We start from the raw sequence: 22,871 nt of genomic DNA on the forward strand, positions 1-22,871 counted from the left end.
CTCAGGTCAGGTGCCGCAGGAACGACTGCGGGTCGCCGAGGAACTGCCGCCACGAGGCGGTGAGCTCCAGCTCCTCCCACACCGCCGGGCGGAGGCCCCACGGGCCGACCTCGAGCAGCGTCGCGCCGGGGAGCGCGGCGACGACGGGGGAGTGGGTGGCCACCACGAGCTGTGCGCCGACGGCGACCAGGTCGAGCACCCGTGCGACGAGGGAGAGCGACCCGGTGAACGACAGGGCGGCGTCGGGTTCGTCCAGCAGGTAGAGACCGGGCTCGGCCACCCGTTCGGCGAGCAGGGTGAGGAAGGCCTCGCCGTGGCTGAGCTCGTGGAACACCGGCTCCGGCGGCCCGAACGGGTTCGTGTTCTGCTCCAGGTGGCTGTAGAGGCCGTGCAGCGTCTCGTCGCGGAGGAAGTACGACCAGCGCGGGGCGCCGGGGCTGCGCTCCACGACGAGGCCCAGCGGTGGTGGCTCGCTGGGGCGGGTCCGCATCCGGGAGCCCACCGACCCGCCCTCGGGGTTGAGCCCCAGCGTGACGGCCAGTGCCTCGACCAGCGTCGACTTCCCGGAGCCGTTCTCGCCGACCAGGACCAGTGCGCCCGCCGGCAGCTCGAGGCCCTCGGTGAGCAGCTGCTCGACCGCGGGGACGGTCCGCGGCCAGACCCCGGCCGGCAGCGGGGGTGCACCCGGGTCGGGGCGCACCCGCCGCACCGGCCGGCGGTCCGGCCGCGGACGGGCCCTCACCGGCGGCCGAGCTCCCGGTAGCGGGCCATCCGGCTGCGGCGTCGTTCGGTGTCGTCCCGGCCGAGCAGCCCGGCGAGCTCCTCGGCGAGCACCCGGCCCAGCCGCAGGCAGAACTCGGTGGGCTCGTCGGCGGCGTCGGGTCGCTCGGGCACGACCCGGTCGACGATGCCCGCCCGCCACAGGTCGGTGGCCCGCACGCCCTGCGCGGCGGCCATCTCCCCGGCGTGCTCGGTGTCCCGGTGCACGATCGCCGAGGCGCCTTCCGGGGGGAGCGGCCCGAGCCACCCGTTGGCCGCGGCCAGCACCCGGTCGGCCGGCACGAGCGCCAGTGCGCCACCGCCGGTGCCCTGGCCGAGCAGCACCGCCAGCGTGGGGGCACGCAGCATCACCAGGTCCGACAGGCAGCGGGCGATCTCCGCGGCCAGGCCGCCCTCCTCGGCCTCCACCGACAGTGCCGCGCCGGGGGTGTCGATGAGGGTGAGCAGCGGCAGCCGCAGCTCGGCGGCCAGCCGCATCCCGCGTCGGGCCTCGCGCAGCGCGGCCGGGCCGAGCGGGGCCGACAGCGACTGGCCGCGCCGGTCCTGCCCGAGGACGACGCAGGGCGCGCCGCCGAAGCGGGCCAGCGCCAGCAGCAGCCCGGGGTCGGACTCCCCGGCCCCGGTGCCGTTGAGCGCCACGACGTCGGTGGCCGCGGTGCGCAGCAGCCGGCGCACGCCGGGTCGGTCGGTGCGGCGCGAGGCGGTGACGACGTCCCAGGCGGAGCGGCCGTCCTCGGGGTCGTCGGCGTCGGTGCCGTCGCCGTCGACCGGGCCCTCGACCTGGCCGTCGCGGTGCCAGGTGGCCCGGGCGGCGAGCACCCGCAGCGCCCGGTCGGCGACGTCGGCGACCTGCTCGGCCGGGACGACGGCGTCGATCAGCCCGCGCTCGGCAAGGTGCTCGGCGGTCTGCACGTCGGCCGGGAAGGGCTCGCCGTAGAGCTGCTCGTAGACCCGCGGGCCGAGGAAGCCGATGGCCGCCCCGGGCTCGGCGATGGTCACGTGGCCCAGCGAGCCCCAGGAGGCCAGCACCCCGCCGAACGTCGGGCCCCGCAGGTAGACGAGGTAGGGCAGCCCGGCCTCCTTGTGCCGGGCGATGGCCGCGGTGATGCCGATCATCTGCAGGAAGGCGACCGTGCCCTCCTGCATGCGGGTGCCCCCGGAGACGGGGGAGGCCAGCAGGGGCAGGCCCAGCGAGGTGGCCCGCTCGACCGCGGACATCAGCCGCTGGGCCGTGGCCACCCCGATCGAGCCGGCCAGGAAGCCGAACTCCCCGGCGACGACGGCGACCCGTCGACCGCGCAGCAGTCCCTCTCCGGTGACCACGGCCTCGTCCTGGCCGGTCTTCTCCCGGGCCCGGGCGATCTCCCGGGCGTAGTCGTCGTCCTCGGTGCGCGGGGGCACCGGGGTGTCCCAGCTGGTCCAGGAACCCGGGTCCAGGACCAGGCCGCGCAACGAGCGGGCGTCCAGCCGCTTCGCCTTCTGCGGCGCGGTCACGTGGCGTGCCCGTCCTCGACGTCGTCCTCGGCGGGCTGGGCGACACCGGCGGACGACGACGCGAGCCAGGCCCGGATCGCGTCGCCGTCGGCGCCGAGCACCGGGGGAGCGGTGTGCTCCCGGCGGGTGGTCTCGGTCTCGCCCTCGGCGGAGGGGGCGAAGAACCGCAGCGGCGGCCCGGGCAGCTGCACCGCGCCCAGGGTCTGGTGCTCGACGTCGACCAGCAGGCCCTGGGACAGCGCCTGGTCCCAGCCGTAGACCTCGTCGATCGTGCGCACCTTGCCCGCGGGCACCCCGGCGGCGGACAGCCGGGCGAGCAGCGCCTCGGCCTCGATGCCGGCGAAGGCACCCTCGAGCAGCTCGATCACCCGCTGCCGGTTGCCCACGCGCTCGCCGTTGGTGGCCAGCCCGTCGGCCTCGGCGTCGAGCCCGAACTCCGTGCAGAGCCGGCGCCACAGCGACTCCGACCCGCAGGACAGCTGGACCGACCCGCCGTCGGCGCAGCGGAACAGCCCGTACGGCGCGATCGAGGGGTGGTGGTTGCCCTGGGCGTGCCCGACCTTCTCGGCCACGGTCCAGGCGGTGCCCTGGAAGGCGTGCACGCCCACGACGGCGGCCAGCAGGGAGGTGCGCACCACCTGCCCGCGGCCGGTCCGCTCCCGATCCAGCAGGGCGGCCAGCACCCCGTAGGCGCCGTACATCCCGGCCAGCAGGTCACCGATCGGGACACCGACCCGCTGCGGGTCGTCGGGGCCGGACCCGGTCAGCGACATCAGCCCGGCCTCGCCCTGGGCGATCTGGTCGTATCCGGCGCGGCCGCCCTCGGGACCGTCGTGGCCGAACCCGCTGATCGCCAGCGTCACCAGCCGGGGGTTGAGCTCGGCGAGCACGTCGGTGCCGAAGCCGAGGCGGGCGAGCGTGCCGGGGCGGAAGTTCTCCAGCAGCACGTCGGCCCGGCGCAGCAGCTCGGTCAACGTGGCCTTGTCCGCCTCGTCCTTGAGGTCGAGGGTGATCGACTCCTTGTTCTTGTTCGTCGACAGGAAGTAGGTGGACTCCCGGCCGCCCTCGGGCGGGTCGACGAAGGGCGGACCCCAGCCGCGGGTGTCGTCCCCGCTGCCGGGGTTCTCCACCTTGATCACGCGGGCGCCCAGGTCGCCGAGCATCATCCCGGCGTGCGGGCCGGCGAGCGCCCGGGTGAGGTCGACGACGAGGGTGCCGTCGAGGGGGCCGGTCATGGTGTCTCCGTTCATCAGAGCCACCCGGGGACGACGAAGACCAGCCAGGCGATGAGCGGCCCGACCAGCACGACGACCCCGGAGTAGCCGAGGATCTGCTTGTAGAAGCGGTCGCGGTCGACGTCCTGGGCGTTGGCCAGCACCAGGGCGCCGTTGGTGGAGAACGGGCTGACGTCGACGATCGTGGCCGACACGGCCAGCGCGACGACGACGCCGACGGCGCCGATCTCCCCGGCCAGCAGGAACGGCACGGCCAGCGAGATGGCCACCCCGATGATCGCCGTGGAGCTGGCGAACGCGCTGACCACGGCGCCGATGTAGGCCAGCAGCAGGGCCACGAGCAGCGGGGCGCCGATGGAGGTGACGCTCTCCCCGACGTACTCGATGGTGCCCGCGGCCTGCAGCACCGAGACGTAGGTGAGCACGCCGGCGATCAGCAGCACCGTGGTCCAGCTGATCTGCATGACCGCGCCCTTGTGCCGTGCGGCGGAGAACAGCGCCAGCACGGTGGCGATGGTGATGGAGACGAAGCCGATGTCCAGGTCGAAGACCAGGGCGAGGAGCACCAGCGCGGCCAGCCCGACCAGGGTCAGGACCTGCTCGACGGTGACCTTCGCCGTCGCCGTCAGGGTGTCCACCCCGCTGCCCGCGGACGCGCCGTGGCCGCTGACCGCGACCGACGTGTCCGGCCCGGTGGCCTCGGTGGCCTCGGGGGCCACGTCGTCGGTGACCTTGCGGCCCACCAGCTTCCGCCCGCCCAGGACGACGAAGAGGATCGCGCCGATCGCCAGGTTGAAGAACAGGCTGCCCAGGAACACCGTGACCGGCGAGGAGGGCAGGTCGTTGTCGGCGACGATCGTGTTGACCGTGACGCCGTAGACGCTGATCGGGGAGAACCCGCCGGCCTGCGCGCCGTGCACGACCATCATGCCCATCAGCAGCGGGCTGATCCGGTACCGCGCGGCGAAGCCCAGCGCGATCGGGGCGATGATCGCCACGGCCGCCGGACCGAGCGCGCCGATGGCGGTCAGCACGCCGGTGACGGCGAACATGATCCACGGGATGAAGGCGACCCGGCCGGCCACGAGCTTGACCGCGCCGCGGACCAGCAGGTCGACGGTGCCGTTGTTCTGGGCGATGGCGAACAGGTAGGTGACCCCGATCAGGGTCAGCACCAGCTCCCCGGGGAAGCCGGCGATGATGTCGTCGGTGGTCATCCCGACGGCGAGGGTGCCGACCAGGAAGGCCGCCACGAAGGCCAGGGCGCCCATGTTGATCGGCAGGAAGGTGGCGATCGCGAAGATCGCCACCAACGCCAGGATCGAGATGATCTCGGGTGACACGAGGTGCTCCCACGTCGTCGGAGGGCTGGGGGGGTCTGGATCAGTGGCCTAGCCTCTCGACCAGTGGCTAGTGTGTCAACCGTCACGGCGCGTCGAGACGGGAGGTACCGGTGAGCACTGGTCCGGGCCCGCTGCGCCGCAACCGGCTCTACGAGCAGGTGGTCCGGCAGGTCGTCGGCTGGGCCGCCGAGGCCGGGCTGGCCGCCGGCGACCGGCTGCCCCCCGAGCGCGAGCTGGCCGCCTCCCTCGGCGTCAGCCGGGCCACCGTCGCCCAGGCGCTGGTGGCCCTGGAGGTCACCGGGGTCGTCGACGTGCGGCACGGCGACGGCACGGTGCTGCTGGTCGCGCCCCGGTCGGAGGCGGTGCTGGCGGCGCTGGACGCCCGCCGCGAGGACCTCGGGGACGTGATCGAGGCGCGGGAGGCCCTCGAGGTCCACCTCGCCGCCCTGGCCGCCCGCCGGCGCACCGACGCCGACCTCGCCGAGATCGACGCGGCGCTGGCCGCGATGGCAGCCGACCTCGCCGCCGGTGGCCGCGGCGTCGACGGCGACGAGCGGTTCCACGCCGCCGTCACCGCCGCGGGGCACTCGGCCCTGCTGGCCCGCTTCATGGCCGAGATCGCCGACCGGGTGCGGGAGAGCCGGATCGAGTCCCTCGCCCAGGAAGGCAGACCGCACCGGTCGCTGCACGGGCACCGGGCGATCGCCGAGGCCGTCCGCGCCGGCGACCCCGAGGCGGCCGCGGCCGCGATGGCCGCGCACATCCGGATGGTCTCCGACGTCCCGCTGCTCGGCGGCGGCTAGCCCAGCTCCAGCCAGCCGCCCGACGGGGTGACGACCGCGTGCAGCCCGACGTCGTGCGCCTCGGTGGGGACGGCGTCCACCAGCTCCTCGTCGAACACCACGCCCACCAGCACCGCGTCCGGGCGGGCGTGCGCCAGGGCCCGGTCGTAGTACCCGCCGCCGCGGCCCAGCCGCGAGCCGTCGCGCCCCACCGCCAGTGCCGGGACGACGACGACGTCGGCCAGCCCCAGCTCCGACGCCGGCCACCGTGGGCCCACCGGCTCCAGCAACCCGTACCGGCCCGGTGCCAGGTCCGCGCTCCGGTCGGCCCAGGACAGCACCCGACCCGACGCGGGCACGACCGGCAGCAGCACCCGCACCCCGGGGAGCGCCGCGGGCAGCTCGCCGTGGCCGGGCTCCTCGGCGGTGGGCACGAAACCGGCCACCACCCCCGTGTCGGACAGCCGGGCGCGCAGGTGGGCGGCCAGTGACCGGGCCGCCGTCGTCCGCACCTCGAGAGGCCGGTCGCGGCGGGCGGCGAGCAGCGCTGTGCGCCGGACCACCTTGCTGTTCACCACGACGGGGGAGTCTGACACCGGCCGGTGCTGGATACGCTCCCCGGCATGTCGAGCCCGTCCCGCCCTGCCCGCAAGGCCGTCATCCCCGTCGCCGGGATGGGCACGCGCTTCCTGCCGGCCACCAAGGCCGTGCCCAAGGAGCTGCTGCCGGTCGTGGACCGCCCGGCCCTGCAGTACATCGTCGAGGAGGCCGCCCGCGCCGGTCTCGGCGAGGTGCTCATGGTCACCGGCCGCAACAAGAACGCCATCGAGGACTTCTTCGACCGCGCCCCGGAGCTGGAGGCGGCGCTGGAGAAGAAGGGCGACCAGTCCCGGCTGGACGCCGTGCACGCGTCCACCGACGTCGCCCAGGTGCACTTCGTGCGCCAGGGCGAGGCCAAGGGCCTGGGCCACGCGGTCCTGCAGGCCGCGGCCTTCGTCGGTGACGAGCCCTTCGCGGTCATGCTCGGCGACGACCTCATCGACGCCCGCGACCTGCTGCTCGAGCAGATGCTCGCCGTGCAGGCCGAGCACGGCGGCTGCGTCATCGCACTGCTGGACGTGGGTGCGGAGAACATCGACAAGTACGGCGCCGTGGCCATCGAGGAGGCACCGCAGACCTCCGCCGGCGACGGCGACCAGGTCGTGCGGATCACCGGCATGGTCGAGAAGCCCCCGAAGGAGGAGGCGCCCTCCTCCCTGGCGATCATCGGCCGCTACGTGCTGGCGCCGGAGGTCTTCGACGCCATCCGGGCCACCCCGCCCGGCCGCGGTGGGGAGATCCAGTTGACCGACGCGCTGCTCAAGCTGGTCGAGGACGGCGTCCCGGTGCACGGCGTGGTGTTCTCCGGCCGCCGCTACGACACCGGGGACAAGCTGGACTACCTCAAGGCCGTCGTCCGGCTGGCCGTGGAGCGCGACGACCTCGGGCCCGCGCTGCGCCCCTGGTTGCGTGACTTCGTCGCCGACCTGCCCGCCGAGGGCGCGTCGCCGGCCTGACCCGGCGCCCGAGAGGGCACCATCGAGGGCCGGTGCGGTCGGTCAGGACCCACTCCGCGGGCGCGAGGCGCCCCGGCGACGGAAGTCCGCAGAGCTCGCAGACGGTGGTGGGGATGTCCGAGGACAAGACACGTGGGTGGTTCCGGGGGTCCCGGGACACCACCCAGATCGACCTCGGCACGGGTGCGGCCGTCGGTGTGCAGCACACCCAGCAGATCGCCCGGGGTCCGGCGGCACCGGTGCACCACGAGACGGTGCAGGTCGACCTAGAGCGGGTGCCCGCCCCGGCGGTGTCCTCCGGTGACCGCGACCCCGACCCGGCGGCCGACACCAGGTCCATCGCGCTGGAGGACGTCCGGGTGCGCTCGGTCGAGGAGCACCTCGACCTCATCCTCGCCGCGGCGCCGACCCCCGACCCCATCGAGCTCGCGGTCCTGGACGCCCAGGGCCTGCTGTGCGCCGAGCACGTGGTCGCCGTCCGCGACCTGCCCGCCTTCGACCAGGCCGGGCTCGACGGCTACGCCGCCCGCTCGGTCGACCTGTTCGGGGCCTCCCTCGAGCAGCCGGTGCCGCTGGCCGTCGTGGGGGAGTCCGTCGCCGGTCCCGCCGAGCCCACCTCCATCGCCGCGGGCCTGACCCAGAAGGTCGCCGTCGGCTCGATGCTGCCCACCGGTGCCGACGTCGTCGTCCCCGCCGTGTGGACCGACCAGGGCCAGGCCCGGGTCGGCGTGCACGCCGAGCTCGCGCCGGGCAGCTACGTGCGTCTGGCCGGGGACGACGTCCGCGCCGGGGACACCGCCGTCGGTGTCGGCACCCCGATCGGCCCGGCCCAGATCAGCCTGCTCGCCGCCGTCGGCCGCGAACGCGTGCTGGTCCGGCCGCGCCCCCGGGTGGCCGTGCTCTGCGCCGGCAGCGAGCTGGTCGACGTGGGCGTCGTCCCGGTGCCCGGGCAGGTCGTCGACGTCAACAGCTACGCCCTGGCCGCTGCCGCCCGGGACGCCGGCGCGGAGGCCTACCGCTCGGGCATCGTGCCGCGTGACCGCCGCCGGCTGGTCGAGCTGCTGGAGAGCCAGCTGCTGCGCAGCGACGTGGTGCTCATCGCCGGCACGTTCGCCGGCGGCGGCTTCGACCTGGTCCAGGAGGCCCTCGCCGAGCTCGGCCAGGTGCAGTTCACCCAGGTCGCCATGCACCCGGGCCCGGTGCAGGCCTTCGGCCGGCTGGGCCGGGACGGCGTGCCGGTCATCTGCGTGCCGGGGGAGCCGGTCGCCGCGCTGGTGGCCTTCGAGGTCTTCGTCCGGCCGGCGATCCGGCTGATGCTCGGCAAGCGGCAGCTGTTCCGCCGCACCGTGCAGGCGGTGTCGGCCCAGCACCTGGTCTCCCCGCTGGGCTACCGGCAGTACGTGCACGGCCAGGTGATGCGGCACCCCGACGGCGGCTACGTCGTCGAGCCGGTCGGTGGTGGCGACCCCGGTGGCGACGCCGTGCTCGCCCGGATGGCCCGCGCGAACTGCTTGATCGTGGTCGACGAAGACGTCACCGAGGTCGAGCCCGGCGGGCTGGTCACCGTCATGCCCATGCTGCTCGGCGGCTGAGCCGGCCGGTGTCCGCGTTGTGGGACGACCCGGCCCAGCACCCCGGGTGGCCGGCGACGCTGCAGCACGGGGACGTCGAGCTGCACCCGTTGCGCCGCTCGGACGCCGAGGCCTGGTCCCGGCTGCGCCGGGAGAACGAGGCCTGGTTGGCGCCCTGGGAGCCGACCGCCCCGGCCGGGTGGGCCGCCCGCCACACGCCGCAGGTCTACCGGGCGATGCGGCGCGCCGCCGCCCGGCGGGCCCGGCTGGGCAGCGCGCTGCCCTTCGCCGTCCGGCACCGGGGGCGCCTGGTGGGCCAGGTGACCGTGGACAACGTCGTGCGCGGCGCGCTCCGCTCGGCCCACCTGGGCTACTGGATCGACCGGGGGGCGGCCGGGCAGGGCGTGGCGTCGCTGGCCGTGGCCCTGGTGTGCGACCACGCCTTCGGCCCGGTCGGGCTGCACCGGCTGCAGGCCGACGTCCGGCCCGAGAACGGCCCGAGCCGCCGGCTGGTGCAGCGCCTGGGCTTCCGCGAGGAGGGCCTGTTCCGCGGCTATCTGGACATCGACGGCGACTGGCGGGACCACATCGGTCACGCGCTGTTGTCGACCGACCTGCCGGGCAGCGTGGTCGCCCGGTGGCAGCGGTCCGCGCCGTCCTGACCGCGGCCGGCGACACGCCGGTGGGGCGACACGCCGCCGCCACGCGACACGACACGACAGAACTGCTGCGCGCCTCCCCCGTCGGGGGGGAGGGGCCCCCTACCGTGCAAGGCGAGTGACCCGTGTGACTCGTGTGACGCCAGGGATCGGCGTTGCACACGCGGGTGCCAAGGACGGATGCGGGGTGGGTGCGATGGGTTCGGGTGTTCTGCTGGCCGCTCTGGTCGTGTTGTGGTTCGTGGTGCTGGTGCCGATGGTCGTCACTCGGGGTGACGCGACACCGGCCCGCACGGGCGCGGTCGGCGCGGGCCGCACGTTGCAGCGACGACGGGTCGTGGACCCGGTGGTCCACGCCGGCACCGAGCGGGTCGAGATCGACCGCGCGGCGCTGCTGGCCACCGGAGAGCTCACCGTCGACGTCCACGCGCTGCGTCGGCGCACGCTGGCCGGCCTGGCCGGGCTCGCGCTGCTGACCCTGGTCGGCGCGCTGGTCTACCGGCCCTGGCTGTGGGCCCCGCACCTGCTGCTCGACGTCGCCACCGTCGGCTACCTGATGGTCGTGCGGGCCGCCGCCGAGCGCGAGCGCCGTACCGCCGCCCGTCGGCAGTACCGGGCCGCCGCCCGGCCTGCGGCAGCCCGTCCGGCCGCGCGGCCCGCGCCGCGTCCGGCCCCGGCTCCCGAGCCGGTCGCCGTCCCCGCCGCCCGGGTCCCGCACCCCAGCCTCCCGCTGGCCCCGGTGCACCCCATCCGGCCCGCCCGGGTGCCCGCCGCCCGCACTGCGGGTAGTGCCGCGTGGCAGCACAGCGCGGTCGTGGGCCTGGACGACGACGACATCGGCTTCGCCGACATCGACGTCTACGCCCCCCGCGCCGCGACCGGCTGATCCGTCCGGCCCCCCTGTGGGGCCGGGGCCGGTGGGCGGTAGGCTCACCGGCGAAGGGGCTGTGGCGCAGTCCGGTAGCGCACCTCGTTCGCATCGAGGGGGTCAGGGGTTCAATTCCCCTCAGCTCCACCCCGACACCACCCAGGCCGGGTCCCGCGAGGGGCCCGGCCTGGGTCGTTCTCAGCCCGCGCTGCGGAAGTCCGCCGGGCGCTTGGCGCGGAACGCCCCGACGCCCTCGACCGCTTCGGCGTCGGCCGCGGACTCCACGATCAGCCGGGCCTCCTCGTCGAGCTGGGCGTCCAGCGTGGTGGTGGCGGCCCGGCGGACCAGCCCGCGGGTGCGCACCATGGCCCGGATCGGACCGGCCGCCACCTGGTGGGCCAGCGCGACCGCTGCCGAGGTCAGCTCCTCGTCGTCCACCAGCCGACCGACGAGGCCGTACAGGTGGGCGTCGGCGGCGCTCAGCGTGCCGTTGGTGAGCATCAGGTCCAGCGCCCGCGGCGCGCCCAGGGTGCGGGCCAGCGCCCACGAGCTCCCGCCGTCGGGGGAGAGCCCGATCGCGCCGTACGCGGGGCGGATCTTCGTCGAGCGGGCGGCGAGCACCAGGTCGCAGGCTCCGAGGAGCCCCACGCCGGCCCCGGCCACCGCGCCCTGCACGCCGGCGACCACGGGGACCGGGCAGCTCACCACCCGCCGGACGACGTCGTGCCAGCGGTGGGCCAGCGTGCCGATGAACGCGGCCATGTCCGCCGCGGCCGACATGCCGGCGATGTCCCCGCCCACGCAGAACCGGGTGCCGGCCCCCAGGAGCAGGACGGTCCGGGTGTCGGCGGGGCGGTCGTCGAAGGCGGCCACCAGGGCGTCGGCCATCGGGACGTCGATCGCGTTGCCGGCGTCGGCCCGGTCCAGGGTCACCCGCCAGACGTCGCCGTCGACCGCGGTGCTGACTCGTCGCTGAGTGCTGTCCATGGTGGGGACGGTAGGGGAGCTCAGCGGCGTCGGGCGAGGTCGGCCTCGACCTCGCCGTCGATCGCCGCCGGCGCGCCGCCGAACTCGTCGGCCACCTCGCCCGCGACGTCGTCCGGACCGCCGTGGTCGGTGCTCGGGTGGCCGTCCTCGTCCAGGCCGGCGTCGGCCTGGGTCAGCATCCGGTGTCCGGTCGACAGCACCGCGACCCCGGCCAGGACGGCGACGGCGGCGACGTAGAACGGCACGTGCACGTCGAAGGCCTCGACGAGCTTGCCCGCGGCGAAGGGCGCGAGGCCACCGCCCAGGAACCGGACGAAGCCGTAGGCCGCCGACGCGACCGGGCGCTCGACGGGGGAGACCAGCATGACGGCCTGGGTGGTGAGGGTGTTGTTGATGCCGATGAAGGCCCCGGCCACGACCACGCAGGTGATGAGCGCCCACTTCGTGTCGGTGAAGACGGCGATCAGCAGCAGGTCGACGGCGAAGAGCCCGAGCGCGCCGTACAGGCTGCGGGCGGTGCCGAAGCGGGCCTGCAGGCGCGGGGCGCCGACGACGGAGAAGAACGCGACGAGCAGGCCCCAGCCGAAGAACACGAAGCCCAGCTGGATCGCCGACAGCTCCATCGGGAAGGGCGCGTAGCCCAGCATGGTGAAGAAGCCCCAGTTGTAGAGCAGGGCGGTGATCGCCATGATCAGCAGCCCACGGTGCCGCAGCGCCTTCAGCGGGGCCGACAGTGGCGTCTTGTGGGTCGGCTTGGGGGTCTTCTCCAGCAGCACGACGGTGGCCAGCAGGGCGATCGCCATCAGCACCGCGACGCCGAAGAACGGGCCCCGCCAGCTGATGCTGCCCAGCAGCCCACCGACCAGCGGGCCGGCCGCGATGCCCAGGCCCAGCGCGGCCTCGTAGAGCACGATCGCCCCGGCGAACCCGCCGGACGCGCTCGCCACGATGACCGCCAGCGAGGTGGCGATGAACAGCGCGTTGCCCAGGCCCCAGCCGGCGCGGAACCCGACGATCCCGCCGATGGAGTCGCTGAGCCCGGCCAGTGCGGAGAACACCACGATGATCGCCAGGCCGGTGACCAGGGTCTGCTTGGCCCCGATCCGGCTGGACACCCAGTTGGTGCCGAGCATGGCGACGGCGGTGACCACCAGGTAGCTGGTGAACAGCAGGGTCACCTGGCTCTCGCTGGCGCCGAGCTGGGTCTTCAGCGAGGGCAGGATCGGGTCGACGAGGCCGATGCCCATGAAGCTCACGACACAGGCGAAGGCGACGGCGTACACCGCCTTCGGCTGGCCGAGCATGCTGCTCTTCTGGTGCGTGCTCACGGGTTCACTCCGGTTCGGTGGGTGGGTCAGGGCTGCAGCGCCGCGGTCAGGCGGGCCAGCGCGGGGAGGGCTGCGGTGATCGAGGCGACCTCGTCGTCGTCGAGGTGTGCCAGCGGCTCGGCGAGCCGGGCCGCCCGGGTCTGCCGGCGGCGGTCGAGCAGGGCGGCGCCCTCGTCGGTCAGGGACAGCACGACGACCCGCCGGTCGGTGGGGTCGCCGGAGCGGGCCACCAGTCCGGCCGTGGTCAGCCGGGCGACCAACGCGGTCATCGAGGGCTGGCTGACGCCCTCGGTCGCCGCCAGGTCGGTCAGTCGTGCGGGCCCGGTCTGGCGCAGGGTCGACAGGGTCGCCGCCGCGGTGAGGCTGAGCTCGGTACGGGTGCTGGTCAGCTGCCGCAGGCCGACGACGACGTCGTCGAGCCGCTCGGCCAGGTCCGTCCGGTCAGTGGGCACCCATCAGTTGTACAACGCAACTATGGATCGCGCCATCAGAACCAGGAGGGGAACCACATCCGCTGGACCCACTCGGCGTAGGAGAGCGGCTGCCCGGTGAGGACCGGGTAGAAGAAGACGAAGGTCATCGCGACCACGGCCAGGTAGAGGCTGACCGCGCCGAGCCCCAGCCAGCGGCGGAACTGGGTCGCGCGCGGGGAGCCGAGCACGTCCTGCAGCACGAGCACGACGGCGAGGATGAAGAACGGCACGACCGGGGCCATGTAGAAGACGAACATCGTGCGCTCGAGGTTGACGAACCAGGTCAGCCACCCGGCGGCGATGCCGACGGCGATGGTGATCGCGGCCGGGTCGCGGCGGGCGACGATCCGCCACACCAGCCAGAGCATCGCCGGGGCGAACGCGAACCACAGCGTGGGCGTGCCGACCATCAGGATGTAGCGCACCACCTGGTCACCGGCGGAGTCGGTGAGCCCCTGCGGGTTCCACAGCAGGATGGGCCGGCCGTCGACCAGCCAGGACCACGGCCCGGACTCCCACGGGTGCGGCGTGGACAGCCCGCTGTGGAACGTCAGCCACTCCCCGTGCATGTGCCACAGCGACCGCAACGCACCCGGCACGAAGCCGAACGACGTGTCCGGGTTCTGCTCGGCCCAGTGCCGGCCCTGCGCGTTCTCGGCCAGGAACCACTGCGTGAAGCTCGCCAGGTAGGTCAGCACCGGGACGACGGCCAGGGCCCACAGCGCCCCGGGCAGGCCGCGGCGCAGCACCGTGCGGGTGGGGCTGGCGACACCGGCCTTCCGCCAGGCCGCCCGGTCCCAGAACAGGGTCAGGACGGCGAAGAACGCCAGGAAGTAGACCCCGGACCACTTCACCGACGCGGCACAGCCGAAGAGCACCCCCGCCGCGATCCGCCAGCCCCGCGGGCCCAGCGCGAACTCCCGGACCGGCCTGGTCAGCCCCGCCGTGCGGTCGCGCACCCGCTGTCGGGTGCGGTCGCGGTCGACCACCAGGCAGGCCACCGCGCAGACCACGAAGACCTGCAGGAAGACGTCGAGCAGCCCGATCCGACCGAGGGTGAAGGAGAACCCGTCCAGCGCGAGCAGCAGGCCGGCGATCAGCCCGAGCAGCGTCGACCCGGTGAGCCGGCGGGCCAGCCGCACGAGCACGACGACGGCGATCGTGCCGGCGATCACGCTCGGGATGCGCCAGCCGAAGGAGTCGTAGCCGAAGAGCCGGATGCCCCCGGAGATGAGGATCTTGCCCAGCGGCGGGTGGACGATGAACGTGTAGCCGCGGTTGTACTCGTAGCCCCACTCGATCATCTCGTTCGCCTCGGGCGGGTAGTACGCCTCGTCGAAGAGCAGGTCGCCGGGGTAGCTGAGGTCCCACAGCCGGGCCACGAACGTCGCGATGCCGAGCACCGCGGTCAGCACCCAGGACAGCAACCGGTCGGTGGGCAGCGGTGGGGTCCACTGCCGGGCCGGACGGCGCGGGGCCCGCCGGTGCGACGGCGGTGGCGGCGCCCCGTCGTCCACCCGTTCCGGGGCCAGCACCGCCATGCGGCCAGGGTAGGTGGCGGGTACGACACGGCCGCCGTGACAGGCTCCTGAGGTGGCAGGACGACTGGTGCTCGGTGGCGCCCCCCTGGGTCAGCCCGGCGACGTCGGACCCCGGCTGCGGCAGGCGATGGCCGACGCCGACGTGCTGGCCTGTGAGGACACCCGCCGCCTGCACCGGCTGGCCCAGGACCTCGAGGTGCGTTTCACCGGTCGGGTCGTGACCTTCCACGAGACCGTCGAGACCTCCCGGCTGCCCGGGCTGGTCGCCGCGATGGAGGCGGGCCAGACCGTCCTGCTGGTCACCGACGCCGGCATGCCCTCGGTCTCCGACCCCGGCTACACCCTGGTGCGCGCCGCCGTCGACGCCGGCATCGAGGTCACCTCGGTGCCCGGCCCCTCCGCCGTCACCACCGCGCTGGCGGTCTCCGGGCTGCCCTGCGACCGGTTCTGCTTCGAGGGCTTCGTGCCCCGCCGCGGCCGCCGCACCGCCTTCACCGCGCTGCTCACCGAGCCCCGCACGATGGTCTTCTTCGAGTCCCCGCACCGGCTGGCCGACGCCCTGGCCGACGCCGCCGCCGTGCTGGGGGAGGACCGGCCCGCCGTCGTCTGCCGCGAGCTGACCAAGACCCACGAGGAGGTCGTCCGCGGCACCCTGGGCTCGCTGGCCGCCTGGGCCGCCGAGGGTGTGCGCGGGGAGATCACCCTCGTCGTCGCCGGTGCCCCCGCGGGCCCGGTCGACCTCACCCCCGCCGAGCTCGCCGCCGAGGTCGCCCGCGAGGAGGCCGCCGGTGAGACCCGCAAGGACGCCATCCGCGCCGTCGTCACCCGCACCGGCCTCCCCAAGCGCGTCGTCTTCGACGCCGTCGTCGCCGCCAAGCCCCCACCCCCCACCCGCGGCTGACCCTGTTCGCGGCAAAGGAACCTCTGCCCCCCACGAGAGCTCGTCGAGGGGGTGTATAGGTTCCTCCGTCGAGCCTCCGCGTCAGCCGGCGCGCAGCTGCTGCAGCCGCATGGCGTACACGGCCAGCACCTTCGCCCGGACGCCGTCCGGGTCTCGCAGCACCTCCGCGTACGTGAACCGCAGCACCAGCCAGCCCGCGGCGGCGAAGAGCGCATCCCGTGCGAGGTCGTCGGTCCGGTCGCGGGCGGACGAGTGGAACGCGGCCCCGTCCAGCTCGACGCCCAACATCACCTCCTCCCAGGCCCGGTCGAGGTGGCGGGTGATGCCGTCCGGACACTGCACCGCCCGCTGACCGACGCTGCGCGGCAAGGACCTGTGCCGGAAGACGGCCAGCACTCCCATGGCCTCGAGCTCGCTGCGGACGCCGTCAGCGACGAGCGCGATGGTCTGCGCGAGCTCCCGTCGTCCACCGAGGGTGGGTCGGCTCGCGAGGGCTGCGACGAGGGCCGCTGCGTCCAGCCCCGTCGTCCGCACCGCGTCGACGACGGCCGGCCGTCGCTCTCTCCGGGGGAGCAGCGGCCACGCGGCCACCAGGCTGTCGGCGAGCGGCGTGACGGGCAGCCCCCGGACCCACGTCACGTCAGCGTCGGAGAAGCCGTTCCGACGGTGGACGACGAGGCCCTGCGTCCCGGCGCTCTTCCGGGACGCCGTGATCGTGGTGTGCACGACGCCGGAGAGCTCGCGCTGGCCGTGCACGGCCAGCGCGGTAGTGTGGCTCAGCGCCGTCGTCCCGCCGACGCAGAGGACGGCTGCCCGCAGCCGTCGGTCACCTGCCGCCGGGTTGCCCCGCGCGGTGTAGACGTGGGGGAAGACCCGCTGCAGGCGTCCGCTGTCCACGTGGTTGTCGACGATGCTCCGCGGCGCCACCCGCAGCAGGTCCTGCCTGGTCGCGAGCCCGTGCTGACGGCCCAACAGCTCGTAGACGGCTCGGTGGTGGACGTCGTCCTGGGGCACGGCTCGATCGTGGCGTCCGACGAGTCGCCGCAGACCGCTCGTGGGAGATCTGTGGACAACTCCGGCGCCCCCCGGGATCAGTGGCAAAGGAACCTCCGCACCCCCTCTGGGCGCAGATCGGGGGTGTAGAGGTTCCTTTGTCGGGGGGTGGGGGTGGCGCGCTACAGCCAGCCGCTGCGCTTGAAGCCGCGCCAGAGCAGGGTGCAGGCGCCCAGCATCACGAGGAGGACCAGCGGGTAGCCGAAGGTCCAGTGCAGCTCAGGCATGTGGTCGAAGTTCATCCCGTAGATCCCGGCGATGGCGGTGGGGACGGCGATGATGCCGGCCCAGGCGGAGATCTTGCGCATGTCCTCGTTGTCGGCCAGCGAGGTGCGGGCCAGCGACGCCTGCAGGATCGAGGTGAGCAGCTCGTCGAGGGCCGAGATCTGGTCGCGCACCCGGATGGTGTGGTCGTGCACGTCGCGGAAGTACGAGCGCATCTCGTCCGGGACGACGTCGCCGGTGCGCTCGGACAGCGCGTGCAGCGGGAGGTCCAGCGGGGTGACCGCCCGGCGCAGCTGCATCAGCTCGCGCTTGAGCTGGTAGAGCCGCGGGATGTCGTCGGTGCGCTGGGGGGAGAAGACCGAGGCCTCGAGCTCGTCGACGTCCTCCTCGACGGCGGCGGCGACCTCGACGTAGTGGTCGACGACGAGGTCGGCCACGGCGTAGAGCACCGCCGACGGGCCGTGGCAGAGCAGGTCGGGCTGTTCCTCCAGCCGCTTGCGCAGCTCGGCCAGCCCGCCGTGCTGCCCGTGCCGGACGGTGATCACGTGGTGCTCGCCTAGGAAGACCATGACCTCGCCGGTGTCCACCACCTCGCTGGTCGACGTCAGCTCCTCGTGCTCCACGTAGGCCGCGGTCTTGAGCACCATGAACAGGCCGTCGTCGTACCGGTCGAGCTTGGGGCGCTGGTGGGCGTAGACGGCGTCCTCGACGGCCAGCGGGTGCAGCCCGTACTGGGCGGCGATCGACTCGAACTCGGCCTCGCTGGGCTCGGCCAGCCCCAGCCAGACGAAGCCGTCCCGCTCGGTGGCGACCCGCAGGGCCTCCTCCACCGGGACGTCGGGCACGCGCGCGCCGTCGACGTAGACGCCGCAGCCGACGACGGGTCCGCCGGACTCGCGCAGCGGGGCCGCGTGCAGGGGCTGTCCGGCGGGCCGCGGGACGTGCCGGGGACGCGGGCGGGGGGCCCGCGCGTCGGTGCTGGTCATCGTTCTCCTCCGACTGCGGGACGACGGCGAGCGTAGGCGTGCGGGGTGGGGTGACGCATGGCACTCTCCCGTTGCACCGATCAACCACGGGTCCGAGGGGGAGTCACATGGCCGTCGCCAACGGCAGGCGGGTCAAGAGCGTCGAGGACTCGATCGCCGACACCGAAGAGCCCGAACACCAGCTCAAGAAGAACCTGTCCGGTCTGGACCTCACGGTCTTCGGCGTGGGCGTGATCATCGGCACGGGCATCTTCGTGCTCACCGGCGAGGTCGCCCAGACGACGACGGGGCCCGCGGTCGCGATCTCCTTCGTCATCGCCGGGATCGTCTGCGGGCTGGCCGCCCTCTGCTACGCCGAGTTCGCCTCGACGGTGCCGGTCGCGGGCTCGGCCTACACGTTCTCCTACGCGACGTTCGGCGAGCTCATCGCCTGGATCATCGGCTGGGACCTGGTCCTGGAGCTCGCGCTGGGTGCGGCCACGGTCAGCGTGGGCTGGTCGGGGTACCTCAACCAGCTGCTGTCCGACATCGGCATCGGCCTGCCGGAGACCATCGCGGGGGAGACCGCCCGCTTCAACATCCCGGCCATGTTCATCGCGCTGCTGATGACCGGTGTGCTGATCCTGGGGATCAAGCTGTCCTCGCGGATCACCTCGATCATCGTGGCGATCAAGGTCGCGATCGTGCTGCTGGTGATCGTGGTCGGCGTCTTCTACGTCAAGGCCGCCAACTACACGCCCTTCGTCCCGCCGGCCGCGCCCGGTGAGGGCGAGACCGGGTTGACGCAGCCGTTCATCCAGCTGCTGTCCGGGTTCACCCCGAGCACCTTCGGGGTCGGCGGCATCATCGCCGGTGCGGCCATCGTGTTCTTCGCCTTCATCGGCTTCGACATCGTCGCGACCGCCGCCGAGGAGACCAAGGACCCGGCCAAGGACCTGCCCCGCGGCATCTTCGGCTCCCTCGCCGTCTGCACCGTGCTCTACGTCCTGGTCAGCCTGGTCGTCGTGGGCATGCAGAACTACACCGAGCTCAACGCCGAGGCCCCGCTGGCCGGCGCCTTCTCCAGCGTCGGACTGCCCTTCTTCGCCGGCATCATCAGCGTCGGGGCCCTGGCCGGGCTGACCAGCGTCGTGATGATCCTGATGCTGGGTCAGTCGCGGGTGCTGTTCGCGATGAGCCGCGACCACCTGCTGCCCCCGAGCCTGGCGAAGGTGCACCCCACGTACGGCACGCCCTACAAGATCACCCTGATCACCGGTGTCATCGTGGCGATCATGGCCGGGCTCATCCCGCTGGGCACGCTGGCCGAGCTGGTGAACATCGGCACGCTCTTCGCCTTCGTGCTCGTGTCGGTCGGGGTCATCGTGCTGCGCCGCACCCGGCCCGACCTGCCCCGGTCGTTCAGGGTCCCGCTCATGCCGGTCATCCCGATCGTGGCGGCGCTGGCCAGCTTCTACCTGATGCTGAACCTGCCCACCGACACCTGGATCCGGTTCGCCGTCTGGATGGCGCTGGGCGTGGCCGTCTACTACCTCTACGGCCGCAAGCACAGCCGGCTGGCCAAGGGCGGGGACCACGACCACAGCGTGGCCACCGGCGACGGCACCGCCGGGCAGGGCCACCAGCGCTGACGTCGCAGGACCCCCGACGGGGCCGTCTCACCCAGCCGGGTGAGGCGGCCCCGTCGTCGTCTCCGGACCCGCCCCGGGTGTGACGACCTCACCGGTGACCGCCCGTCACCGGCCAGGGAGTCCCGTTGTCCAGCACCGTCGCCCTCGACGACACCGTCGCGTTCGCGCGCGTGCTGGTCTCCGGCAGGGGACGGCGACGCCCGCCGGTCACCGCCGTCGCCGCGGGGTCCCTCGCCGTGCTGGAGGCCGTCGGGCTGCTCGCGGTGGGGCTCACCTCCCTGGACGGGCTGTGGGGCAGCGGCCTGCGGCCCCCGGTCGGACTGGTCGTGGTCACCCTCGTGGCCCTGGCCGGCTGGGTCGTGCTGGCCGCCGGCGGTGGCGCCGGGCTGGTCGACGGCAGCGGCGGCCGGTTGCTGGTCGCGGTGGCGCTCGGCGAGCTGGGCGTGCTGGTGGTCGGGGGACTGACCCTCGGGTTCGACGGGGACGGCGTCCGGCACGTGCCGGCCGGGGCGTTCGCCGTCCCGGTGCCGGCCCTGGTGCTGCTCGCCCTCGCCGTCCCGCTGGGCAAGCTGCTGCTGGCGACGACGCCGTCCGCCCAGGCCTGGAGCGAGGCCGCCGCCCGCCGTCCGCCGGCCGTGCGCACGCCGGCGGCGCGCCCGCGGGTGCGGGTCGCGACCCTCCTCGCGATCGCCGCGGTGCTCACCGCGGTCGCGCTGACCGGGCCGACGACGGCCGACGGGACGGCGACGATCACGGTGGACAGCGCTCCGTAGTCTCGTGCCGTGAGTGATCGGCACATCCTGACCGCAGTCGCCTGGCCCTACGCGAACGGCCCGAGACACATCGGGCACGTCTCGGGCTTCGGCGTCCCCTCCGACGTCTTCAGCCGGTACCACCGGATGGCCGGGGACCGGGTGCTGATGGTCAGCGGCACCGACGAGCACGGCACCCCGATCACGGTCGCCGCCGACGCCGAGGGGGTCACCCCTCGCGAGATCGCCGACCGGAACAACCGGGTCATCGTCGGTGACCTCACCGGCCTGGGGCTGAGCTACGACCTCTTCACCAGGACGACGACGGCCAACCACGCCGCCGTCAGCCAGGAGATCTTCACCGGCCTGCTGAAGAACGGCTACGTCTTCCCGCAGACCACGCTGGGCGCGATCAGCCCGTCGACCGGGCGCACGCTGCCCGACCGCTACATCGAGGGCACCTGCCCGATCTGCGGCTACGACGGCGCCCGCGGGGACCAGTGCGACAACTGCGGCAACCAGCTCGACCCGATCGACCTGGTGAACCCGGTCAGCAAGATCAACGGCGAGACGCCGAGGTTCGTGGAGAGCGAGCACTGGTTCCTCGACCTGCCGGCCTTCGCCAAGGCCCTCGGCGACTGGCTCGGGACCCGGAAGAGCTGGCGCCCGAACGTGCTGAACTTCAGCGTCAACCTGCTCGAGGACCTCAAGCCGCGCAGCTACACCCGCGACATCGACTGGGGTGTGCGCGTCCCCCTCGACGACTGGCGCGACCGCGACGACAAGCGGATCTACGTCTGGTTCGACGCCGTCGTGGGTTACCTGTCGGCGTCCATCGAGTGGGCCCGCCGCTCGGGTGACCCCGAGGCGTGGCGCCAGTGGTGGCAGACCCCGGACTCTGACGCCTACTACTTCATGGGCAAGGACAACATCGTCTTCCACTCCGAGATCTGGCCCGCCCAGCTCCTCGGTTACAACGGCGAGGCCGCCAAGGGCGGGACGCCGGGCTCCTACGGTCGGCTGAACCTGCCCACCGAAGTGGTGTCGAGCGAGTTCCTGACCATGGAGGGCAAGAAGTTCTCCTCCTCGCGCCGGGTCGTCATCTACGTGAAGGACTTCCTGGCCCGCTACGACCCCGACGCGCTGCGCTACTTCATCGCCGTCGCCGGCCCGGAGAACCAGGACACCGACTTCACCTGGGCGGAGTTCCTGCGCCGCAACAACGACGAGCTCGTCGCCGGCTGGGGCAACCTGGTGAACCGGTCGATCTCCATGGCGGCCAAGAACGTCGGCGCCGTGCCGCAGCCGGGCGAGCTCACCGACGCCGACCGCGCGCTGCTGGCCACCACGTCCGGGGCGTTCGCCCCGATCGGTGAGCTGCTGTCGCGCAACCGGCAGAAGGCCGCCGTCAACGAGGCGATGCGGGTGGTCGGCGAGGCCAACAAGTACCTGTCCGACCAAGCGCCGTGGAAGCTCAAGGAGGACCCGGCCCGCCGGGACTCGGTGCTGTTCACCGCCCTCCAGGCGATCAAGGACTGCAACGCGCTGCTGTCGCCGTTCCTGCCGCACTCGGCCCAGCAGGTGCACGAGCTGCTCGGTGGCGAGGGCACCTGGTCGGTGCAGCCGCGCATCGAGGAGGTCACCGACCTCGACGACGGGTCGCCGTACCCGATCATCACCGGCGACTACGAACAGGGGCAGGCCGTCTGGGCGTCCACCCCGGTCGTGCCGGGCACCCCGCTGGCGCCGCCGAAGCCGGTCTTCACCAAGCTCGACCCCTCCATCGTGGAGGAGGAGCTGGCCCGGTTCGAGGCGGGGGAGTGAGCCGCTCGGCGTCCTCGCGGGCGAACAGGCGCGGTGAGCCGCCGCCGTCGCCGGAGGCGTTGCCCTCCCCGGCGCTGGACAGCCACACCCACCTCGACATCGCCGTCGGCGGGGAGGAGCGGCTGCCCACCGAGGCGGAGGTGGACGCCGAGATCGCCGCCGCGGCCGCCGTCGGCATCCCGAAGCTGGTGCAGGTCGGGGTGGACGTCGCCAGCTCGCAGTGGTCGGCCGCGCTGGCGGCCCGGCACCCCTCGGTGCTCGCCGCCGTCGCGCTGCACCCCAACGAGGCGGGAGCGGGTGCCGCCACCGACGAGGCGCTCGCCGAGATCGACCGGCTGGCCGCGCTGCCCCGGGTGCGGGCGGTGGGGGAGACCGGCCTGGACCGGTTCCGCACCGGACCCGAGGGGTGGGCGGCGCAGGAGGCCTCGTTCCGGGCGCACATCGGGATCGCCAAGCGGCACGGCATCGCGCTGGTCATCCACGACCGCGACGCCCACGCCGAGGTGCTCCGGGTGCTGGACGACGAGGGCCTGCCCGAGCACACCGTCTTCCACTGCTTCTCCGGGGACGCCGCCTTCGCCCGGCAGTGCCTGGACCGGGGGGCCGTGCTCTCCTTCGCCGGCACGCTGACCTTCGCCAACGCCGGCAACCTGCGGGAGGCCGCGGCCCTGGCCCCGCTGGACCAGCTGCTCGTGGAGACCGACAGCCCGTTCCTCACCCCGGTCCCGCACCGCGGCCGCCCCAACGGCTCCCGGCTGGTCCCGCTGACCGTGCGGGCCCTGGCCGAGACCACCGGGGTGGAGCTGGACCGGCTGTGTCAGGCCCTGACGACCACCGCGGAGCGTGTGTTCGGGCAGTGGTGAAGGACCTCGCCGTGGCGGT

General features: G+C 73.8%; 21 protein-coding genes and 1 tRNA gene. 11 read left to right on the forward strand and 11 right to left on the reverse strand.

The features are described 5' to 3' along the window. Position 1 precedes the first annotated feature (1 nt). From F1C76_14175 to F1C76_14190, 4 genes are read right to left on the reverse strand one after another with little or no spacing between them, the layout of a single operon-like run. Positions 2 to 742, reverse strand: a complete 741-nt coding sequence (locus tag F1C76_14175; GenBank protein ID QNG37580.1) for an AAA family ATPase — start codon at positions 740 to 742, stop codon at positions 2 to 4. After that, the gene (locus F1C76_14180) at positions 739 to 2,274 is read right to left on the reverse strand and encodes an acetyl-CoA carboxyl transferase (protein QNG37581.1); all 1,536 of its coding nucleotides are present in this window, start codon (positions 2,272 to 2,274) and stop codon (positions 739 to 741) included. Before F1C76_14180 ends, F1C76_14175 begins: the two co-directional genes overlap by 4 nt. Next, positions 2,271 to 3,524 (reverse strand): CoA transferase, encoded by a 1,254-nt coding sequence (locus tag F1C76_14185; protein ID QNG37582.1) that lies wholly within the window; start codon positions 3,522 to 3,524, stop codon positions 2,271 to 2,273. Before F1C76_14185 ends, F1C76_14180 begins: the two co-directional genes overlap by 4 nt. Next, the gene (locus F1C76_14190) at positions 3,524 to 4,852 is read right to left on the reverse strand and encodes a hypothetical protein (protein ID QNG37583.1); all 1,329 of its coding nucleotides are present in this window, start codon (positions 4,850 to 4,852) and stop codon (positions 3,524 to 3,526) included. Before F1C76_14190 ends, F1C76_14185 begins: the two co-directional genes overlap by 1 nt. 110 nt (positions 4,853 to 4,962) lie before the next feature. Here F1C76_14190 and F1C76_14195 point away from each other — a divergent pair, with 110 nt between their 5' ends. Then, on the forward strand, positions 4,963 to 5,655 hold the full coding sequence (locus F1C76_14195; GenBank protein QNG37584.1) for a FadR family transcriptional regulator: 693 nt from the start codon (positions 4,963 to 4,965) through the stop codon (positions 5,653 to 5,655). On the opposite strand, the gene F1C76_14200 is transcribed toward F1C76_14195, so the two are convergent. Continuing rightward, entirely contained in the window at positions 5,652 to 6,230 is a 579-nt protein-coding gene (locus F1C76_14200; protein ID QNG37585.1) for a 5-formyltetrahydrofolate cyclo-ligase, read from the reverse strand. The two genes, F1C76_14195 and F1C76_14200, sit on opposite strands and share 4 nt — an antisense overlap. A 27-nt stretch (positions 6,231 to 6,257) precedes the next feature. Between F1C76_14200 and F1C76_14205 the strand changes: the two genes are divergently transcribed. The 5 genes from F1C76_14205 (at position 6,258) to F1C76_14225 (ending at position 10,435) form a co-directional block, all read left to right on the forward strand. After that, on the forward strand, positions 6,258 to 7,190 hold the full coding sequence (locus tag F1C76_14205; GenBank protein QNG37586.1) for a UTP--glucose-1-phosphate uridylyltransferase: 933 nt from the start codon (positions 6,258 to 6,260) through the stop codon (positions 7,188 to 7,190). 359 nt (positions 7,191 to 7,549) lie between these two features. Next, positions 7,550 to 8,782, forward strand: a complete 1,233-nt coding sequence (locus F1C76_14210; GenBank protein ID QNG39251.1) for a molybdopterin molybdotransferase MoeA — start codon at positions 7,550 to 7,552, stop codon at positions 8,780 to 8,782. A gap of 17 nt (positions 8,783 to 8,799) precedes the next feature. Beyond that, on the forward strand, positions 8,800 to 9,423 hold the full coding sequence (locus F1C76_14215) for a GNAT family N-acetyltransferase (protein ID QNG39252.1): 624 nt from the start codon (positions 8,800 to 8,802) through the stop codon (positions 9,421 to 9,423). Positions 9,424 to 9,616: 193 nt separating this feature from the next. Then, positions 9,617 to 10,306, forward strand: coding sequence for a hypothetical protein (locus tag F1C76_14220; GenBank protein ID QNG37587.1), 690 nt, complete (start codon positions 9,617 to 9,619; stop codon positions 10,304 to 10,306). 55 nt (positions 10,307 to 10,361) lie between these two features. Next, a tRNA-Ala gene (locus F1C76_14225) sits at positions 10,362 to 10,435 on the forward strand. Between the two features lie 51 nt (positions 10,436 to 10,486). Here F1C76_14225 and F1C76_14230 read toward each other — a convergent pair. The 4 genes from F1C76_14230 to F1C76_14245 all read right to left on the reverse strand — a co-directional run bounded on the left by F1C76_14230 (position 10,487) and on the right by F1C76_14245 (position 14,617). Further along, complete coding sequence (locus F1C76_14230; protein ID QNG37588.1) at positions 10,487 to 11,275, reverse strand: enoyl-CoA hydratase; 789 nt, start codon at positions 11,273 to 11,275, stop codon at positions 10,487 to 10,489. Between the two features lie 20 nt (positions 11,276 to 11,295). Further along, positions 11,296 to 12,579: an MFS transporter gene (locus F1C76_14235; GenBank protein QNG39253.1), complete on the reverse strand. Its 1,284-nt coding sequence runs from the start codon at positions 12,577 to 12,579 to the stop codon at positions 11,296 to 11,298. A gap of 50 nt (positions 12,580 to 12,629) precedes the next feature. Beyond that, entirely contained in the window at positions 12,630 to 12,992 is a 363-nt protein-coding gene (locus F1C76_14240) for a MarR family transcriptional regulator (protein QNG39254.1), read from the reverse strand. Positions 12,993 to 13,090: 98 nt separating this feature from the next. Then, positions 13,091 to 14,617 (reverse strand): phospholipid carrier-dependent glycosyltransferase, encoded by a 1,527-nt coding sequence (locus F1C76_14245; protein ID QNG37589.1) that lies wholly within the window; start codon positions 14,615 to 14,617, stop codon positions 13,091 to 13,093. Positions 14,618 to 14,669: 52 nt separating this feature from the next. On the opposite strand from F1C76_14245, the gene rsmI reads away from it, so the two are divergent. After that, complete coding sequence (gene rsmI, locus F1C76_14250; GenBank protein QNG37590.1) at positions 14,670 to 15,518, forward strand: 16S rRNA (cytidine(1402)-2'-O)-methyltransferase; 849 nt, start codon at positions 14,670 to 14,672, stop codon at positions 15,516 to 15,518. An 81-nt stretch (positions 15,519 to 15,599) separates the two neighbouring features. On the opposite strand, the gene F1C76_14255 is transcribed toward rsmI, so the two are convergent. Both F1C76_14255 and corA read right to left on the reverse strand, forming a co-directional pair. Continuing rightward, complete coding sequence (locus F1C76_14255) at positions 15,600 to 16,493, reverse strand: DUF559 domain-containing protein (GenBank protein ID QNG39255.1); 894 nt, start codon at positions 16,491 to 16,493, stop codon at positions 15,600 to 15,602. Positions 16,494 to 16,693: 200 nt separating this feature from the next. Continuing rightward, positions 16,694 to 17,782, reverse strand: coding sequence for a magnesium/cobalt transporter CorA (corA, locus tag F1C76_14260; GenBank protein QNG37591.1), 1,089 nt, complete (start codon positions 17,780 to 17,782; stop codon positions 16,694 to 16,696). 107 nt (positions 17,783 to 17,889) lie between these two features. On the opposite strand from corA, the gene F1C76_14265 reads away from it, so the two are divergent. The 4 genes from F1C76_14265 to F1C76_14280 all read left to right on the forward strand — a co-directional run bounded on the left by F1C76_14265 (position 17,890) and on the right by F1C76_14280 (position 22,852). Beyond that, positions 17,890 to 19,413, forward strand: a complete 1,524-nt coding sequence (locus F1C76_14265; protein QNG37592.1) for an amino acid permease — start codon at positions 17,890 to 17,892, stop codon at positions 19,411 to 19,413. Between the two features lie 125 nt (positions 19,414 to 19,538). Beyond that, a complete protein-coding gene (locus F1C76_14270; protein QNG37593.1) occupies positions 19,539 to 20,186 on the forward strand; it encodes a hypothetical protein in 648 nt (215 codons plus the stop codon). A 9-nt stretch (positions 20,187 to 20,195) separates the two neighbouring features. After that, the gene (locus F1C76_14275) at positions 20,196 to 21,989 is read left to right on the forward strand and encodes a methionine--tRNA ligase (protein QNG37594.1); all 1,794 of its coding nucleotides are present in this window, start codon (positions 20,196 to 20,198) and stop codon (positions 21,987 to 21,989) included. Continuing rightward, complete coding sequence (locus tag F1C76_14280; GenBank protein ID QNG37595.1) at positions 21,986 to 22,852, forward strand: TatD family deoxyribonuclease; 867 nt, start codon at positions 21,986 to 21,988, stop codon at positions 22,850 to 22,852. The genes F1C76_14275 and F1C76_14280 overlap by 4 nt, the downstream gene beginning before the upstream one ends. The last annotated feature ends 19 nt before the right edge of the window (positions 22,853 to 22,871 follow it).

This window comes from Geodermatophilaceae bacterium NBWT11, from assembly GCA_014218215.1.
GTDB lineage: Bacteria > Actinomycetota > Actinomycetes > Mycobacteriales > Geodermatophilaceae > Klenkia.